At 60.8% G+C, this 17,542-nt stretch carries 11 protein-coding genes and 1 pseudogene; 3 read left to right on the forward strand and 9 right to left on the reverse strand.

Annotated elements, in window-relative coordinates:
* Positions 1 to 77: 77 nt before the first annotated feature.
* From Q4Q11_RS25230 to Q4Q11_RS25240, 3 genes are read left to right on the forward strand one after another with little or no spacing between them, the layout of a single operon-like run.
* Positions 78 to 443: a sarcosine oxidase subunit delta gene (locus Q4Q11_RS25230; protein ID WP_112502928.1), complete on the forward strand. Its 366-nt coding sequence runs from the start codon at positions 78 to 80 to the stop codon at positions 441 to 443.
* Positions 440 to 3,436 (forward strand): sarcosine oxidase subunit alpha, encoded by a 2,997-nt coding sequence (locus tag Q4Q11_RS25235; protein WP_498571205.1) that lies wholly within the window; start codon positions 440 to 442, stop codon positions 3,434 to 3,436. The genes Q4Q11_RS25230 and Q4Q11_RS25235 overlap by 4 nt, the downstream gene beginning before the upstream one ends.
* The gene (locus tag Q4Q11_RS25240; RefSeq protein WP_498571206.1) at positions 3,429 to 3,977 is read left to right on the forward strand and encodes a sarcosine oxidase subunit gamma; all 549 of its coding nucleotides are present in this window, start codon (positions 3,429 to 3,431) and stop codon (positions 3,975 to 3,977) included. Before Q4Q11_RS25235 ends, Q4Q11_RS25240 begins: the two co-directional genes overlap by 8 nt.
* Here the strand turns inward: Q4Q11_RS25240 and Q4Q11_RS25245 are convergent.
* The 9 genes and pseudogenes from Q4Q11_RS25245 to Q4Q11_RS25285 all read right to left on the reverse strand — a co-directional run.
* A complete protein-coding gene (locus Q4Q11_RS25245) occupies positions 3,974 to 4,462 on the reverse strand; it encodes a MaoC family dehydratase (protein WP_498571207.1) in 489 nt (162 codons plus the stop codon). The two genes, Q4Q11_RS25240 and Q4Q11_RS25245, sit on opposite strands and share 4 nt — an antisense overlap.
* A 66-nt stretch (positions 4,463 to 4,528) precedes the next feature.
* Positions 4,529 to 6,499: a glycogen debranching protein GlgX gene (gene glgX / locus Q4Q11_RS25250; RefSeq protein ID WP_498571208.1), complete on the reverse strand. Its 1,971-nt coding sequence runs from the start codon at positions 6,497 to 6,499 to the stop codon at positions 4,529 to 4,531.
* Between the two features lie 211 nt (positions 6,500 to 6,710).
* Positions 6,711 to 8,339: an alpha-D-glucose phosphate-specific phosphoglucomutase gene (locus tag Q4Q11_RS25255; protein WP_112502941.1), complete on the reverse strand. Its 1,629-nt coding sequence runs from the start codon at positions 8,337 to 8,339 to the stop codon at positions 6,711 to 6,713.
* Between the two features lie 4 nt (positions 8,340 to 8,343).
* On the reverse strand, positions 8,344 to 9,786 hold the full coding sequence (glgA, locus tag Q4Q11_RS25260; RefSeq protein WP_498571209.1) for a glycogen synthase GlgA: 1,443 nt from the start codon (positions 9,784 to 9,786) through the stop codon (positions 8,344 to 8,346).
* A gap of 3 nt (positions 9,787 to 9,789) precedes the next feature.
* Entirely contained in the window at positions 9,790 to 11,052 is a 1,263-nt protein-coding gene (gene glgC / locus Q4Q11_RS25265; RefSeq protein WP_112502947.1) for a glucose-1-phosphate adenylyltransferase, read from the reverse strand.
* 25 nt (positions 11,053 to 11,077) lie between these two features.
* Positions 11,078 to 13,285 carry a 1,4-alpha-glucan branching protein GlgB gene (gene glgB, locus Q4Q11_RS25270; protein ID WP_113213630.1) on the reverse strand — a complete coding sequence of 736 codons (2,208 nt, stop codon included), beginning with the start codon at positions 13,283 to 13,285 and terminating at the stop codon, positions 11,078 to 11,080.
* Positions 13,282 to 15,744: a glycogen/starch/alpha-glucan phosphorylase gene (locus Q4Q11_RS25275; protein WP_112502952.1), complete on the reverse strand. Its 2,463-nt coding sequence runs from the start codon at positions 15,742 to 15,744 to the stop codon at positions 13,282 to 13,284. The genes glgB and Q4Q11_RS25275 overlap by 4 nt, the downstream gene beginning before the upstream one ends.
* A 295-nt stretch (positions 15,745 to 16,039) precedes the next feature.
* Positions 16,040 to 17,287 carry a vWA domain-containing protein gene (locus tag Q4Q11_RS25280; RefSeq protein ID WP_498571210.1) on the reverse strand — a complete coding sequence of 416 codons (1,248 nt, stop codon included), beginning with the start codon at positions 17,285 to 17,287 and terminating at the stop codon, positions 16,040 to 16,042.
* A gap of 144 nt (positions 17,288 to 17,431) precedes the next feature.
* Positions 17,432 to 17,542: pseudogene (locus Q4Q11_RS25285) on the reverse strand (transglutaminase family protein); the annotation flags it as partial.

Consider the following 17,542-nt stretch of genomic DNA (forward strand, 5'->3'; position numbering starts at 1 on the left):
CCATGGGACGGCGGCTCTGCGCGCAGCCTCCCGGCACAAGCCTTACAGGCTCGGAGCTTTAACACAGGTAGAAAACGATGCTGCTGATTTACTGCCCCTATTGCGAGGAAGAGCGTTCGGAACTCGAATTCCGCAACGCCGGTGATGCGCATATCGTGCGGCCGGCCAATATTGCCGGGATCTCGGACGAAGAATTCGAGGAATATTTCTTCCTGCGCGACAATCCGAAGGGGCTGATCTTCGAGCGCTGGCGGCACATCCATGGCTGCGGCCGCTTCTTCAATGCGGCGCGCGATACGGTGAGCGATCACTTCTACCGAACCTACAAGGCCGGCGAGCCGAAGCCGGATCCGGCGACGTTGCTGCCGCGCACTTCCGAGCCGGCGGCACAGCATCAGAACGAACAAGAACAGACGATAAGAACAGAGGGATTTGCTGAATGAGCGGCGCCAATCGTATCGCGGGCAAGGGTCGTCTGACGCCGGCCAGAACCGCTCGCTTCACTTTTGACGGCAAGACCTATACCGCGCTCGAAGGCGATACCGTCGCCTCGGCGCTGCTTGCCAACGGCGTCCATCTCGTCGGCCGGTCCTTCAAGTACCACCGTCCGCGCGGCATCCTGTCGGCCGGAGCCGAAGAGCCGAATGCACTGCTCGATATCTCCCGCGATGCGGCGCGGCGGCAGCCGAATGTGCGTGCCAGCGTGCAGGAGGTCTTCGACGGCATGAAGGCTCAGTCGCAGAACCGCTGGCCGTCGCTCGCCTTCGATATCGGCGGCGTCAACAATCTGATGTCACCCTTCTTTGCCGCCGGCTTCTATTACAAGACCTTCATGTGGCCGAAGTCGGCCTGGAAGCACATTTATGAGCCCTTCATCCGCCGTGCCGCCGGCCTCGGCGTCGCGCCGACGGAAGAGGATCCGGATCACTATGCCAGCCGTTACGCCCATTGCGACGTGCTTGTCGTCGGTGCCGGCATTGCCGGCCTTTCCGCAGCACTCGCCGCTGCCGAAACCGGCGCCAAGGTCATCCTCTGCGACGAGCAGCCGGAAGTCGGCGGCGCGCTGCGTTTCGATACCGGCATCAAGATCGACGGCGTCGGGGGCTATGACTGGGCGCAGGCTATCCTCGCCAAGCTCACGGCAATGGCGAACGTGCAGGTACTGACCCGCACGACCGCCTTCGGCTACTACAATCACAATTTCTTCGGTCTTGCCGAACGGGTGACCGACCATCTGGCAAGGCCGGACCGCGATCTGCCGCGCGAACGCCTGTGGCAGGTCCGCGCCAAGCGGGCCATCCTGGCGACAGGCGCCATCGAACGCCACATGGTGTTTCCGAACAACGACCGTCCGGGCATCATGCTCGCCTCTGCCGCGCGCGCCTATCTCAACCATTATGGCGTTGCCGTCGGCGCGAAGATCGGCGTCTATACGGCGCATGATTCGGCCTACGAGGCCGCTTTCGACCTCAAGCGCGCCGGCGTTTCCGTTGCCGCCATCGTCGACAGCCGCGCGCGGCCCGGCGAGGCCGTGCTCGCCGAGGCGAAGCGGCTCGGCATCGAGGTGATGACCGACTATGCCGTCGTCGATACATCAGGCAAGCTGCGCGTCTCCTCCATGACGGTTTCTCGCAACGGCAGTTCCGCCAAGCGCAAAATTGCGATCGACGCGCTGCTGGTTTCGGCAGGATGGACGCCTTCCGTTCATCTCTTTTCACAATCGCGCGGCAAGCTGAAATTCGATGCCGAGAAGCAGCGCTTCCTGCCGGGCACCTATGTTCAGGATTGCCTTTCGGTCGGTGCGTGCAACGGCACGGATGGCCTGCAGGCCGCGATCGAGGAATCGCTTGCCGCTGGCGAGCTGATGGCGCGCGCCACCGGAAGCACCAATGGCGGCGAGAAGATCCAGCTCCAGGCCGAGCAGGCTTTCGAATGGACCGGCGGCATGATCGGTGCCGCCGAAGGCGCCGGACCCGACACGAATGCGAAAGCGTTCGTCGATTTCCAGCATGATGTCTGCGCCAAGGATATCCGCCTCGCCGTGCGCGAAGGCATGCATTCCATCGAGCATATCAAGCGTTTCACCACCAACGGCATGGCGTCCGACCAGGGCAAGCTTTCCAACATGCACGGGCTGGCGATCGCTGCCGAAATGCTCGGCAAGGATATTCCGCAGGTCGGTCTTACCACCTTCCGCGCGCCCTACACGCCCGTTACCTACGGCACGCTGATCAGCCATTCGCGCGGGGCTCTCTTCGATCCCGCCCGCAAGACGCCGATGCATGCCTGGGAAGAGGCGCATGGGGCCATCTTCGAAGATGTCGGCAACTGGAAGCGCGCCTGGTTCTATCCGCGCGCCGGAGAGACCATGCATCAGGCCGTCAATCGCGAGTGCCGCACGGCGCGCGACGTGGCCGGCGTGTTCGATGCCTCGACGCTCGGCAAGATCGAAGTGGTCGGGCCGGATGCGGCCGAGTTCCTGAATTTGATCTACACCAATGCCTGGGATACGCTGAAGCCCGGCCGGTGCCGCTACGGCATCATGACCCGCGATGACGGTTTCGTTTATGACGACGGCGTCGTCGGACGCCTGGCCGAGGATCGTTTCCATGTGACCACCACGACCGGCGGCGCGCCGCGCGTGCTGCATCATATGGAAGACTATCTGCAGACCGAGTTCCCGCATCTGAAGGTCTGGCTGACCTCGACTACCGAGCAATGGGCTGTTATCGCCGTGCAGGGGCCGAAGGCGCGCGAGATCATCGAGCCGCTCGTCGAGGGCCAGGATTTGTCCAACGAAGCCTTCCCGCATATGAGCGTGGCCGAGTGCAAGGTCTGCGGCGTGCCGGCACGGCTGTTCCGCGTCTCCTTCACCGGTGAAGTCGGCTACGAAATCAACGTACCGGCCGACTACGGCCAGTCGGTATGGGAAGCCGTCTGGGCTCGCGCCGAACCGCTGGGCGCCTGCGCCTACGGCACGGAGACCATGCACGTTCTTCGCGCCGAGAAGGGCTACATCATCGTCGGCCAGGATACCGACGGCACAGTCACGCCCGAGGATGCCGGTCTTGCCTGGGCCGTTTCCAAGAAGAAGACCGATTTCGTCGGTATTCGCGGCCTGAAGCGGCCGGATCTGGTCAAGGAAGGGCGCAAGCAGCTCGTCGGGCTCGTCACCCGCGATCCGAAGATGGTGCTTGAGGAAGGCGCGCAGATCGTCGCCGATCCCAATGAGCCGAAACCGATGACCATGCTCGGCCATGTCACTTCGGCCTACTGGTCCGAAAATCTCGGCCGCTCCATCGCCTTCGCGCTGGTTGCCGGCGGGCGCGAGCGCATGGGCAAGACGCTCTATGTGCCGATGCCCGACAAGACGATATCAGTCGAGGTGACGGATCTGGTGTTCTTTGACAAGGAAGGAGGCCGGATCAATGGCTGATCTCGCTACCCGCAAACTGCCGCTCGCCGGCCGCCACGGCGGTTCTGCCACCGTCCGGTTGACGCCCGCAGCACCCGCAAGCCGCATTTCGCTGCGCGCGCCGGCCGATTCGGTCGGCGGTCTTTCGCTGGCGCTCGGCCTGCAGCTGCCGACCCGGCCGAAGACGTCCGCCAGTGCCAATGGTCGTCATGCCCTGTGGCTTGGCCCGGACGAATGGCTCGTCATCGATGAAAACGGTGCCGAGCTGGTCGGTCAGGCCGCATTGTCTGAGGTGCTGCATTCGGCGACCGATGTCTCGCACCGCAATACTGCCGTCATCGTGTCCGGCCCCGGTGCTGAAGCGACGCTTGCCGCCGGCTGCCCGCAGGACGTTTCGTTGAGCGCATTTCCCGTTGGCGCCTGTTCGCGCACGCTTCTTGGCAAGGCCGAAGTCGTGGTGCTGCGGCTCGATGAGGAAACCTTCCGCGTCGAAGTCTGGCGTTCCTTCTCCGACTACGCTTTCGGTCTGCTGGCTGGGGGCGCGGAGGATGCGGGGCTTTAACTCGCTTCCGGCCGATCCTTCGGATCGAACTGCGATATGGTCGTCCATGTCGCGGTCATCGCCGGCTTGCGCTCGTTTTCGATCTCGACGGTCACGTCGTAGGTCAGCATCAGCATGTTGGCGCCGCGCAGCCGGGTTTCGGCGAGCGTAAAACGCCCGCGTACCTGCGCGCCGCACTTGACCGGCGACATGAAACGGACCTTCTCGAAGCCGTAATTGATGCCCAAGGTCTGTTCGCGAATCTTCGGCAAGGCACTGTAGTTCATTGCCGAGAGCAGCGAGAGCGTCAGGAAGCCGTGGGCGATGGTGCCGCCATAGGGCGTTTCCGCCTTGGCGCGCTCGGGATCGACGTGGATGAACTGGTGATCGAGCGTCGCATCAGCAAAGGTGTCGATCATGGTTTGGTCGACTGCGATCCAGTCGGAAACGCCGATCTCGGTTCCAATCAATTTCATGATCTCAACAAGCGAAATTTCGCCGGGCATGCTGTCCTCGTCAGTCTGTGTCGTCAAACCCTTTCTGGCGAATCGGGACTGAAAGTGCAACCGCGATCAGTTTTCGACAAGGAAGGCGACGGAGCGGGCGGGAATGGAGATCTGCACACCGGCTGCATTCTCGCCTGCCGCCGTCAGCAGAGACCAGCCGCCGCTCTCAGAAGAGGGCAATGTCACTGGGCGTTCGTCTGCGGCGCGATTGAAGATTATGGCAAGCCGTGTCGATCGGCCCGTAGTGCGATCTCGCGTTTGCAGTGCCATGCCGAGAACGACCGCTCTCGGCGCCTCCCAATCCGGCACCGCCATCGGCGCCCCCGCGCCTGAGAACCAGAGCACGTCGCCATTGCCACGGAAGAAGTCCATATCGTCAAAAGCGGTGAAACGGCGGCGCAGGGCGGCGAGCCATGCCGTATGGCCGATCAGTTCCTCGTCCAGCAACTTCCAGTCCATCCAGGTGATGGCATTGTCCTGGCAATAGGCATTGTTGTTGCCCTGCTGGCTGCGCGCGGCTTCGTCGCCAGCGGTTAGCATGATCGTGCCGCGCGTGGCAAAGAGCGTCGACAGCATGGCTTCGATATCGGCGCGGCGCTTGCGCTGGATCGACGGATCGTCTGTCTTGCCTTCTATGCCGTTGTTCCAGGAGAAGTTCTCGTTGTGGCCGTCACGATTTTCCTCGCCATTGGCGTCATTGTGCTTGTTCTCGTAGGAAACGAGGTCCATCAGCGTGAAGCCGTCATGGGCTGCGAGGAAATTGACGCTACGCGTCTGCGTGCGCCCGTCACGGCCGAAGACGGAAGAGGAGCCGGCAAGCACGGTCGCGAGATCGCCGACACCGGCATCGCCGCGCCAGAAGCGGCGCAGGTCGTCGCGGGCGCGGTCGTTCCATTCGAGGAAAGGTGCGGGAAAATTTCCGAGCTGATAGCCACCAGGGCCGATGTCCCACGGTTCGGCGATCATGATGCGATCCTGCAGCACCTCGTCCGCCAGCATGGTGCGCAGCGTCATGCTTTCCGGATCGAAGCCCTTGCCGTTGCGGCCGAGCACAGTGGCGAGATCGAAGCGGAAGCCGTCGATGCCAGCATTCCGGACGAAGTGGCGCAAGCTGTCGATGATGAGCTTGCGCGTCGCCGGCTGGTCGCAAGCGACGGTATTGCCCGTGCCGGTATCGTTGACGAGTGTGCCGGGCTGGTCAGGCAGATGGCGGAAATAGGTGGGGTTGTCGAGGCCGCGTAGTGACAGGGTCGGCCCCTGTCGGTCGCTCTCGCCCGTATGGTTGAAGACGAGATCGAGGATCACGGCGATCCCTTCGGCGTGGAGGGCAGCAACCGTCTCGCGCAGCTCCTTCATGCCGCCGGGAGCGAGACGCGGATCGAGCGCCATGAAGGCGATGGGATTGTAGCCCCAGCCGTTGGTGAGGCCGAGAGGCGGCAGATGCCGTTCGTCGATCCATGCCGTGATCGGCATCAGCTCGACGGCGTCGATCTGCAGGCGCTTGAGATGCGCAATGATGACGGGATGTGCGAGGGCGCCGAGCGTGCCGCGCTGCTTCGCCGGCACATCGGGATGCAGCATGGTGAAGGGCCTCACGGCGATTTCATAGATCAGGCCGCCGGGCTGAAACAGAGGCTTGGCCGGCTTGACGGCGATATCGCGCGAGACGATCGCCTTCGGCATCAAATCCTGTGTGTCGGCCCCGAAGACGCCCAGACGCGGGTCATAGCGGAACGGCCGGTCTATTTCCCTGGCATAGGGATCGACCAGCAGTTTGGAAGGGTCGAACCAGAGGCCGCGATCGGGATCATAGGTGCCGTGGGCGCGCAGGCCGTAGCGCGTGCCCTCTCCGCAGCCTCTTACAAAGAGGCGATGTTCGTCGCCATCGCGGGCGAGCGGCAGGCGCGAAATTTCCTTGTGGCCTTCGGCATCGAACAGGCACAATTCGATCCGTTCGGCGTTCCTGGACCAGACGGCAAATTCAACGCCCGAGTCGGTGAGGGTGGCGCCCAGGCATCGGGGTGTCGGTTCTGACATGTCTCGCGGGCTTTCCATTTTCGGGCGCCGGAACGAGGGCGATACAATTTGCCGTCGTTTCTGGATAACCCCCTCATCCGTCTTTCGGTGATTTCGCTCTGCTCAATCACCGAAATCCACCTTCTCCCCAAGGGGAGAAGATCCTTATGGCACAATCCTCTTTCCCCTCGGGGAGAGGGTAGGGTGAGGGGGAACTCTGTAAAAGTTGCCGTCAGGTAATCACCGTCGGTGCATCGCGGCCAGTGCGGCCCTTGATATCAGCGACATCCTGGGCGGCGGCGATCAGATCGGCCAACGCTTCCTGGGTTTCGATATTGTGGCGGGTCGGATCGGGCTCGTAGCGCTCGATGTAGACGCGCAGCGTCGCACCCGTCGTGCCGGTGCCGGAGAGGCGGAAGACCACGCGGGAGCCGCCCTCGAACATGATGCGGATGCCCTGGTGCTGGCTGACGGACTTGTCGACCGGATCGTGATAGGCGAAATCATCGGCGGCGGAAACGGTGAGGTCCCCGAACTTCGTGCCCGGCAGCGTCGGCAGCTTTTCGCGCAGAGCCGCGATCAGGCCGTTGGCGGCATCGGTGTCGACGCCTTCATAGTCGTGGCGGGAATAATAGTTGCGGCCATAGGTGGCCCAATGCTGCGTGACGATATCGATGACGCTCTCGCCGCGAACGGCCAGAATGTTCAGCCAGAGCAATACGGCCCAGAGACCATCCTTTTCGCGAACGTGGTTCGAACCGGTGCCGGAGCTTTCCTCGCCACAGATCGTCGCCATGCCGGCATCGAGCAGGTTGCCGAAGAATTTCCAGCCGGTCGGCGTTTCGTAGATGCCGATGCCGCGTTTCTCGGCAACGCGGTCGGCAGCGCCGCTGGTCGGCATGGAGCGGGCAATGCCGGCGATGCCATGCGAGTAGCCGGGGGCGAGATTGGCGTTGGCCGCCAGGATCGCCAGGCTGTCGGACGGAGTGACGTAGATGCCCTTGCCGATGATGAGGTTGCGGTCGCCGTCGCCATCCGATGCGGCGCCGAAATCGGGCGCATCGTCGCTCATCATCTCGTCGTAAAGCTCCTTGCAGTAGACGAGGTTCGGATCGGGGTGATGACCGCCGAAATCCGGCAGCGGCAGGAAGTTGCGCACCGATCCATCCGGCGCTCCGAGGCGGATCTCGAAGATTTCCTTGGCGTAAGGGCCGGTCACGGCGCTCATCGCATCGAAATTGAGGCGGAAGCCGAGGCTGATTAGATTGCGGATCGCGCCGAAATCGAACAGCTCCTCCATCAGAGCGGCATAATCTTCGACCGGATCGATGACCGAAACGATCATGCCGCCGACATCTTCGCGGGCGATACGATCGAGGTTGATGTCTGGGAAGTCCGATATCTTGTAGCTGTCGATCACCTTCGAGCGCTCATAGATGGCGTCGGTGATCTTTTCAGGCGCCGGGCCGCCATTGCCGATATTGTACTTGATACCGAAATCTTCGGTCGGACCGCCGGGGTTGTGGCTGGCCGACAGAATGATGCCGCCGAAGGCCTTGTATTTGCGGATGACGTTGGAGGCAGCGGGCGTCGAGAGGATGCCGCCCTTGCCGACCATCACCTTGCCGAAGCCGTTCGCGGCGGCCATCTTGATGGCCTTCTGGATGACTTCTCGATTGTAGTAGCGGCCGTCGCCGCCGATGACCAGGCACTTGCCCTGATAGCCTTCGAGCGAATCAAAAATCGACTGGATGAAGTTTTCCGCGTAGTTCGGCTGCTGGAATACGGGAACCTTCTTCCGCAGGCCCGAAGTGCCTGGCTTCTGGTCCGCAAAGGGGGTGGTGGGTACGGTTTTAATCATCGGGTTAAGCGCCTCTCGAGACTAGACTGGAGTAGAGAGCGGCGTAGCGTTCTGCGCTCCTGCCCCAGGATACGTCGGATTTCATGCCCTGCTTTTGCATCTGCGTCCAGACCTTTCGATCCTGGAAGAGGTGCATCGCACGGCGCACGGCCTGCAGCAGCCCCTCGGCGGTGACGGGCGAAAACTGGATGCCGGTCGCGACTTTCGCCTGCAGTGCGGCGTGGTTGGCGTCGATAATCGTATCGTTGAGCCCACCCGTCCGAGCGACGATCGGCAGGCAGCCATAGCGTAAGCCATAAAGCTGCGTGAGGCCACAGGGTTCGAAGCGCGAGGGAATGATAATCGCGTCGCAGCCGGCCTGCATCAGATGCGACATGGGTTCGTTGTAGCCCGCGGAAACGCCGATACGGCCGCGATGGCGGCCGGCTGCCGCAAAAAGCGCGCCTTCCAGCGCTGCGTCGCCTGCGCCGAGAATGGCAAGCTTGCCGCCCATGTGGACAATGTCGCTGGCGACACTTGCCAGAAGATCCATGCCCTTCTGCCAGGTAAGCCGGCTGACGACGCAGAGGATCGGACCATCATCGTCGTCGAGCCCGAAATGCTCGACGACCCGATGGCGGTTGACGGCGCGATCCTTCAGCGTCGTCGCGCTATAGGTCTGGGCGATCATCGGATCGGTCGCCGGATTCCAGATGTCGTCGTCGATGCCGTTGACGATTCCGTGGAGGTTGTAGGCCTTGCTGGCGATGACGCCTTCGAGGCCCATGCCGAATTCGGGCGTCAGGATTTCCTCGGCGTAGGACGGGCTGACGGTGGTCAGGGCATGTGCCGTCTGCAGCCCACCCTTGAGGAAACCGACATCGCCGTAATATTCGATGCCTTCCATGGAAAAGGCGTGCGCCGGCAGGCGCAGGCCAGGGAAGATGCTGGCGCCGAACTGGCCCTGGAATGCGATGTTGTGGATGGTCAGAACGCTCGGCAATTCCGGCGTCGGATAGTAGCGCATGTAGACCGGCACCATGGCCGACTGCCAATCATGCGCATGGACAAGATCCGGCCGCCAGCCCGGCAGAAGGCCGGCGGCAATTTCCGCGCCAGCCAGCGACAGCGCCGCAAAACGCCGCCAGTTGTCGGGATAGTCCTTGCCTGTCGCATCGACATAGGGGCCGCCGGTACGGCTGTAATAGGTCGGTGCGTCGAGGACGAGGAAGGAAATGCCCGCGTGCTCGGCTTCGAGAATGGTGGCCGGTTCGCCGAGAAGATCCGGAAGCTCGAGACGAGCGACCGGATCGCGAATGGCTTTCATGACCGCGGGGTAGCCCGGAATGAGGGTCTTGGTTTCGACGCCATAGGGCTTCAGCGCAATAGGCAGGGCGCCGGCCACATCGGCCAGACCCCCTGTCTTGATCAGGGGGAAGACTTCGGACGAAACCGAGAGAACCTTCATAGGTTACAAATCCAGCTTGTCGATCATCGATTGGGTGATCAGGCAGATGCCATTCTCCGTGCGGCGCCAGCGCTTGGCATCGAGCTCGGGATCCTCACCGACGACCAATCCTTCCGGAATGGTGACGCCGTGGTCGATGACGACATTCTTGAGCTGCGCACGGCGGCCGATCTTGACGCTCGGCAGTACGACGGCACCCTCCAGCTTGGAGTAGGAATTGGCACGGACGCCGGTAAAGAGCAGGCTGTTATAGAGGCTGGCGCCGGAAATGATGCAATCGCCGGCGACGACCGAGGAGATGGCCGAGCCTCGGCGGTCCTCGTCGTCATGGACGAATTTGGCCGGCGGTGTGATTTCGGCATAGGTCCAGATCGGCCAGGACTTGTCGTAGATGTCGAGTTCCGGCACCACGGCGGTCAAATCGATATTGGCCTGCCAATAGGCGTCCACCGTTCCGACGTCCCGCCAATAGGCTTCGCGTTCGAAATCGGAGCGGACGCAGGACTGCGTGAAGCGGTGAGCGATGGCTTTGCCGTTCTTGACGATGTGCGGAATGATGTCCTTGCCGAAGTCACGGCTGGAATTCGGGTCGGCTGCATCGCGGCGCAGGCAGTCGATCAGGAATTTCGTGTGAAAGACATAGATGCCCATGGAGGCAAGCGCAAAATCCGGATTGCCCGGAATGCCCGGCGGATCGGCCGGCTTCTCGACGAAATCTATGATCCGGTCCTTGTCGTCGACGTGCATGACGCCGAAGCCGACGGCCTCCATGCGCGGCACTTCCAGGCAGCCGATGGTGACATCCGCGCCGGAATCGACGTGCTGCTGCAGCATCCATTCATAGTCCATTTTGTAGATATGGTCGCCGGCGAGGATGACCATATATTCCGGACCGTAGGGCTCGATGATGTCGATGTTCTGGTAGACGGCGTCCGCCGTGCCTTCATACCATTGCGTCTCCGAGACGCGCTGCGATGCCGGCAGAATGTCGAAGCTTTCGTTTCGTTCCGGGCGGAAGAAGTTCCAGCCGCGCTGCATATGGCGGATCAGCGAGTGCGCCTTGTATTGCGTGGCGACGCCGATGCGGCGGATACCGGAATTGAGCGCGTTGGACAGGGCAAAATCGATGATTCTGGTTTTGCCGCCGAAATAGACTGCTGGTTTGGCACGGCGGTCGGTCAGCTCTTTCAGGCGGCTGCCGCGCCCCCCGGCAAGAACGTAGGCCATGGCATCGCGTGCCAGCGGCTGGAAACGTTTTTCTACCATTTCATTCCTCCCATCCGTATTGGTCTCAAAATTCCGGTTCGAGCATGATCGTCGCCAGCGGAGGCAGCGTTATTGTCGCTTGTATGCCACCACCGGCGTTAACCGCCTGTACGCGCCCGCCGTTCCCCTTGCCGCTGCCGCCGTAGATATCGGCATCGGTATTCAATATCTCGCGCCACCGCCCCTCGGCCGGCAGGTGCAAGGTATAATTCTCTCGATAGACTGGCGTGAAATTGGTGATGACGGCAACCGGCTTTTCGCCGGGCGCCTTGCGCAGCCATGCAAAGACCGAGTTTTCGAAATCGTCGACGACAAGCCATTCGAAGCCGTCGCCTTCGCAGTCGCGGGCATGGAGCGCCGGTTTGCTTCGATAGGTGAAATTGAGATCGCGAACGAGACGGCGCATGCCTTCGTGCATGCGATATTGCAGCAGGTTCCAGTCGAGCGCGCGCTCTTCGCTCCACTCGCTCCATTGCGCGAATTCCTGACCCATGAAGAGCAGCTTCTTGCCGGGATAGCCCCACATGAAAGCGTAGTAGGCACGCAGATTGGCGAATTTCTGCCAGTCGTCGCCGGCCATCTTGGCAATCAGCGAACCCTTGCCGTGCACGACTTCATCATGCGAGAGCGGCAGGACGAAATTTTCCGAGAAGGCGTAGATCAGGCCGAAGGTCAGTTCGTTGTGGTGATATTTGCGGTGTACGGGCTCCCTGGCGAGATAGCTCAGCGTATCGTGCATGAAGCCCATATTCCACTTGAAGCCGAAGCCGAGGCCGCCTTCGTGGACCGGCTGGGATACTTTCGGCCAGGAGGTCGATTCCTCCGCGATGGTCATCACACCAGGATGCGCACCGTAGATCCGGGTGTTCATCGATTGCAGAAAACGGACGGCCTCGAGATTTTCATTGCCGCCATATTCGTTCGGGATCCATTCGCCATGCTTGCGCGAATAGTCGAGGTAAAGCATGGAGGCGACGGCATCGACGCGCAAACCGTCCAAATGGTATTTTTCGGCCCAATAGAGTGCGTTGTTCAGCAGATAGGCGAGGACCTCGGTGCGGCCGAAATTGTAGATCGCCGTATTCCAGTCGGGATGAAAGCCCTTGCGCGGGTCTTCATGCTCATAGAGCGCCGTGCCATCGAACCAGCGAAGGCCGTGTTCGTCGGTGGGGAAATGCGCCGGCACCCAATCCAGGATGACGCCGATCCCGACCTTATGGCAGCCGTTGACGAAGCGGGCAAAGCCTTCCGGTTCGCCGAAGCGGGCCGTCGGTGCGTAAAGGCCCGTGGTCTGATAGCCCCAGGATGGGTCATAGGGATGTTCGGTAATCGGCAGGAATTCGATATGGGTGAAGCCCATATCGACGCAATAGGGGATGAGACGTGAGGCAAGCTCGTCCCATGAAAGCATCGAGCCGTCATCGCGACGCTGCCAGGAGCCGGCATGCACCTCGTAGATGGTGACGGGCTGGCGCCGCATGTCGACGCTTGCCCAATGTTCGCGGTGCGCCGCATCTTCCCAAACCTGATGCAGCTCGTTGGCGGTTACCGAAGCCGTCTTTGGGCGCAGCTCGCTGCGCCGGGCAAAGGGATCGGCCTTCAACGGCAACACTACGCCGTCATGGCCGCGGATCTCGAATTTATAGGCGACCCCGGCGGGAACATCCGGAGCGAAAATTTCCCATATGCCGCTGTCGGAGCGGAAGCGCATGACGTGCCGGCGGCCATCCCAATTGTTGAAGTCACCCACGACGGAAACGCGCTGCGCATTGGGCGCCCAGACGGCGAAATGGAAGCCCTGGACGCCTTCGTGCTTCAGCGGATGGGCGCCCATCTTGTCGAAGAGGCGCAGATGCGTGCCCTGGCGGGCAAAATAGTCGTCCATCGGCCCGAGGACCGGGCCGAAACTATAGGGGTCGGTTATAGCCCATTCGGCATCGCCGCGCCTCGCGCGGTAGCGGACCGGCTGCTGCTTGGCGAGCTTGACGTCGCCGGAAAAGAAACCTGCGGGATCGAGACGATCCAGCTCGCCGACGACGGAACCGTCGAGAGCGGTCGCGGTAACGGCCTCGGCACCAAGGATGAAACAGCGGGCCACATAGCCTTCATCCGTCTTGTGAACGCCGAGAACGGAAAACGGATCGGAATGCGTGCCCGCGAGAATTGCAGCAATATCCTCTGCCGAAATATCCCTCAAGCTCATGCCGTCAGCGGGTTTCTTCGGCTTTTTCATCCGGCTCTCCAGATTTCCTTGGCATATTGACGGATCGTCCGGTCGGAGGAGAACCAGCCCATGCGAGCGGTATTGTTGATCGTCTTCGCATACCACTCGGACGGATTGGCCCAAAGGATATCGACCTCGCGCTGTGCCGAGGCATAGGCATCGAAATCGGCGGCGACCATGAACCAGTCATGGCTATAGATGCCATCGATCAGGCCCGCGTAGCGATTGCGATCGTCGGGGGAGAAGACGCCGGAAGCGATGGCCGACAGCGCCTGCGCGAGTTCGCGCGAGCGCTCGATGACGGCGCGGGGATTGTGGCCGTCGCTGCGCAGGTTGGCGACCTCATCGGCCCGCAATCCGAAGATGACGATATTGTCCTCGCCGACATTGTCGCGCATTTCGACGTTTGCGCCATCGAGCGTGCCGATGGTCAGCGCGCCGTTGAGAGCGAATTTCATGTTGCCGGTGCCCGAAGCTTCCATGCCGGCCGTCGAAATCTGCTCGGAAAGGTCGGCGGCGGGAACCATGACTTCGGCGAGAGAGACATTGTAGTTCGGCACGAAGACGACCTTCAGCAGGCCGCGCACGGATGGGTCGTTGTTGATGACGCGGGCGACGTCGTTGATCAGTTTGATGATGAGCTTCGCGTTGTGGTAGCTCGGTGCCGCCTTGCCGGCGAAGAGCTTGACGCGCGGCTGCCAGTCGAGTTCCGGATGCGAGCGGATCTGGTCGTAGAGCGCGACCGCTTCGATGACGTTCAGAAGCTGGCGCTTGTATTCATGGATGCGCTTGATCTGGATGTCGAACATTGCGTTCGGATCGAGCTTGATGCCCATGCGGCTGGCGACGAGATTGGAGAGCTGCACCTTGTTGGCGCGCTTGACCGCGGCGAACTTCTCCTGGAAGGCGCTGTCGCGGGCAAACTGATCCAGCGGCTTCAGCTGTTCGGCATCGTCGAGGAAGGTGTCGCCGATGGTTTCGCGCACGAGATTGGTCAGGCCTGGATTGCACTGCATCAGCCAGCGGCGTGGGGTGATGCCGTTCGTCTTGTTGTTGATGCGGTCGGGATAGAGCTTGTGCAGGTCGGCGAAGACCGTGACCTTCATCAGGTCGGTATGAAGTGCGGAAACGCCGTTGATCGAATGCGAGCCGACGAAGGCGAGATTGCCCATGCGCACGCGGCGATCGCCATTCTCGTCGATCAGGGAGATCGAGCGGATTTCGCCGTCGCTGAAATTGCGCAGCTTGCGCGCTTCCACAAGAACCTTGGCGTTGATGGCGTAGACGATCTGCATATGCCGCGGCAGCAGCCGTTCGAACAGCGGCACCGGCCAGCTTTCCAGCGCTTCCGGCAGCAGGGTGTGGTTGGTGTAGCCGAATGTGCCGCGGGTAATATCCCAGGCCTTGTCGAATTCGAAGCCATGAACATCGACCAGCAGGCGCATCATTTCCGTGACGGAGACGGCCGGATGCGTGTCGTTCAGCTGGATCGCAACCTTGTCTGCGAGATTGGTCAGATCGTCATATTGCTGCAGGTGCCGGCGCAGGATGTCCTGCAGCGATGCGGACGAGAAGAAGAATTCCTGGCGCAGGCGCAACTCCTGACCGGCGGGCGTCGCATCGGCCGGATAGAGAACGCGCGTCAGGCTTTCGGCCTTGTTGCTCTCGCGCAGCGCGCCGATATGGTCGCCGGCATTGAAGGCATCGAGCAAGATCGGGTCGATCGGCTGCGCCGACCAAAGGCGCAGGGTGTTGACGCGCTGGCCGCGCCAGCCGACGACGGGCGTATCGAAGGCCGTAGCGATGACGCGTTCGGCGGGCTTCCAGACGTAGCGCGGCTGATCGTCATGGCCGCCAATGGTTTCGACGCCGCCGCCGAAGCCGATTTCATAGGAGCTTTCCTGGCGTTCGAATTCCCAGGGGTTGCCGTGTGCGAGCCAGGTTTCGGGCAATTCCACCTGCCATCCATCGGCCATCTGCTGGCGGAACAGGCCGTGGACGTAGCGAATGCCGTAGCCATAGGCCGGCACATCGACGGTCGCCATGGATTCCATGAAGCAGGCCGCGAGGCGGCCGAGGCCGCCGTTACCCAGCGCGGCATCGGGCTCGAGGCCGGCAATGACGCGGATGTCGACGCCGAGAGAGGACAGCGCGTTGGTGATTTCCTCCATCAGGCCGAGGTTGGAGATGGCGTCGCGCATCAGGCGGCCGATCAGGAATTCGAGAGATAGGTAGTAAACGCGCTTGGCGCCCGTCTGATAGGTTTTGCGGGTCGATTCGATCCATTTGTCGATGACGCGGTCGCGGATGACGAGGATCGTCGCGGTCAGCCAATCGTGCGGTTTGGCGACCTTCGCGTCCTTGCCGATGCGGTATGTCAGGCGCTCGATGATTTCTTCAGCAAGGATTTCGGGGCGGGAACTGCGCGGGGCTGGAACGGGGAGATCAGCCTTCGTCAAGTTATTCATACTATCAACTCTCGCCATTTGTGATTTATATTCAGCGTGTTACGGCTAATTAAATCGATTTGCCTTTCCGTTTCACTATCAGTTTACGCACTGATGTAAAGCAGTTGCAACAAGCGAGTTTGGCAGATGCGAAAATTGCCGCCAAACGAATGCCATTTGCGGGAAAAGACTTGATTCCGATGATATTTCGGGCTCTTATCCGCGAATTGAAAAAACAAAAGCCATGCAATACTCGTATTGCGTGGCTTTTTCTTTGTCGTCTAGCTGTGGTTGCTTTGCGCAGCTGCGAATAGGATCACTTTGTCAGCAGCGTCATCTGCTTCGACGTTTCCGTGGCGATCGTCGTGAACGCCTTGAAAAGATCCGCCGCGCTTTGGGGGGTGAAGTAATCGGAAGATGACGTGGCGCAGTACTTCAGCAGGGCTTGGCCATTTTCCGGCGCCATGAAGGCAATTGTGTACACATGGATGCCATTGCTCCGCGCCTTATCGCACTGCGCTTTGGTATCCGCATCCGCATTCGCCACGTTGTTCTCGCCATCGGTCATGAAAACGATGTACATGGTCGGATTTGTGATGCCGCTCTTATTCTTGTGCAGGAGCTGTTCGTTCGTCAGCCCAGCCGTCGTGGATGGTTTCGTCAGCGCGTCGACTGCTGCCCTAAAGGCGGGTGCCGAATTTGTGGAGCCTTTTGACGTCAAGTTGTTGACATATGTTGTGATGCCGCTCGTACCCCAGGCCAAGGCCGTCGCCGTTTGGGCGACGTTGTTATAGGAATCCGCCCCGGTTCGAACGTATATCATGTTCGGGTCGGCGCTGTTCAGCTGCGCGGCGAGATTGGACGTCGCAATCTTCAGCGATTCCATTTTTGTATAGTAATTCGCCTTGGTGGCGGTGCACGTACTCCACTCCTGCCAGCCCCGCGAGTTTGTTTTCAGGCAGCTATAGCTATATGTTTGAGTGGGTTGTTCGGCGTTGACCGTGTCCGTGGCTTCATCCATCGATCCAGAACGGTCCAGAACGAAATACATCGACAACGCATTCTTCCGGGTTTCGGAAGTCTTGCCGCTGACCGAGGTGCTGGAGGCGGCGACGCCCATTGAACTTTGGCCGAGCAGGCGGGTCATGCTGTTCACGGGCATGGAATAGGATGCGCTCACGACGACCGAGTAGCTGGCGTTTCCGGAGGAATCCGTGGTCTTTGTTACCGTGGTGCCGGTACCCGCCTTTAGCGAGTTTGCGGTATCGATGTCGCCGCCGAGGTAGTTTGCCATCTGGCCTAGAACGAAGTTATCAGCGAAGTCCTTGGCGTCCGTAGTGGTCTTGCTACCTTCAGCGAGCGCCGTCGCGGTAGCGAGAGCGGCGGCGTCCGTTGCCTGCTGAAGCTGACTGCGCGACAGCGACATGTTCGCAACATCGATTGCGACGCCGCCGGCTGCTACCAGCACGGGCGCCGCGATCGCCGTTAGGATGCCAAAATTTCCGGCTCTATCAAATAGAAGTTGTTTTGCTGTGCGAAGTAAATCCGAGCCGGCAACCATCATGTCCGCCTATAAAGGAGTTTCAACCCTGAGAATGGCGACACTATCGATTACAAACATTAGTTGATCGTTTATACGGCGGGTTGAAATTTAGCAAATTGGCCGATCAATCTTGGTTTGAGCAAGATTCTATTGATTTAAGTTATTCTATTTTAGAGGAATAACATTTACGGCCTGAATGGATTTCTGACTGCCGTAGCCCTTGAGCACGCCGATGACGGGCGACACATCCGAATAATCGCGGCCATAGGCCACGAC

The sequence above is a fragment of the Rhizobium sp. UFLA01-1127 genome (genome assembly GCF_059803845.1).

What these genes read in the sequence shown, in the direction of transcription:
- Q4Q11_RS25230 (WP_112502928.1), top strand. Translation starts at nt 78, where the DNA reads ATGCTGCTGATTTACTGCCCCTATTGCGAGGAAGAGCGTTCGGAACTC.
- Q4Q11_RS25235 (WP_498571205.1), top strand. Translation starts at nt 440, where the DNA reads ATGAGCGGCGCCAATCGTATCGCGGGCAAGGGTCGTCTGACGCCGGCC.
- Q4Q11_RS25240 (WP_498571206.1), top strand. Translation starts at nt 3,429, where the DNA reads ATGGCTGATCTCGCTACCCGCAAACTGCCGCTCGCCGGCCGCCACGGC.
- Q4Q11_RS25245 (WP_498571207.1), bottom strand. Translation starts at nt 4,462, where the DNA reads ATGCCCGGCGAAATTTCGCTTGTTGAGATCATGAAATTGATTGGAACC.
- glgX (WP_498571208.1), bottom strand. Translation starts at nt 6,499, where the DNA reads ATGTCAGAACCGACACCCCGATGCCTGGGCGCCACCCTCACCGACTCG.
- Q4Q11_RS25255 (WP_112502941.1), bottom strand. Translation starts at nt 8,339, where the DNA reads ATGATTAAAACCGTACCCACCACCCCCTTTGCGGACCAGAAGCCAGGC.
- glgA (WP_498571209.1), bottom strand. Translation starts at nt 9,786, where the DNA reads ATGAAGGTTCTCTCGGTTTCGTCCGAAGTCTTCCCCCTGATCAAGACA.
- glgC (WP_112502947.1), bottom strand. Translation starts at nt 11,052, where the DNA reads ATGGTAGAAAAACGTTTCCAGCCGCTGGCACGCGATGCCATGGCCTAC.
- glgB (WP_113213630.1), bottom strand. Translation starts at nt 13,285, where the DNA reads ATGAAAAAGCCGAAGAAACCCGCTGACGGCATGAGCTTGAGGGATATT.
- Q4Q11_RS25275 (WP_112502952.1), bottom strand. Translation starts at nt 15,744, where the DNA reads ATGAATAACTTGACGAAGGCTGATCTCCCCGTTCCAGCCCCGCGCAGT.
- Q4Q11_RS25280 (WP_498571210.1), bottom strand. Translation starts at nt 17,287, where the DNA reads ATGATGGTTGCCGGCTCGGATTTACTTCGCACAGCAAAACAACTTCTA.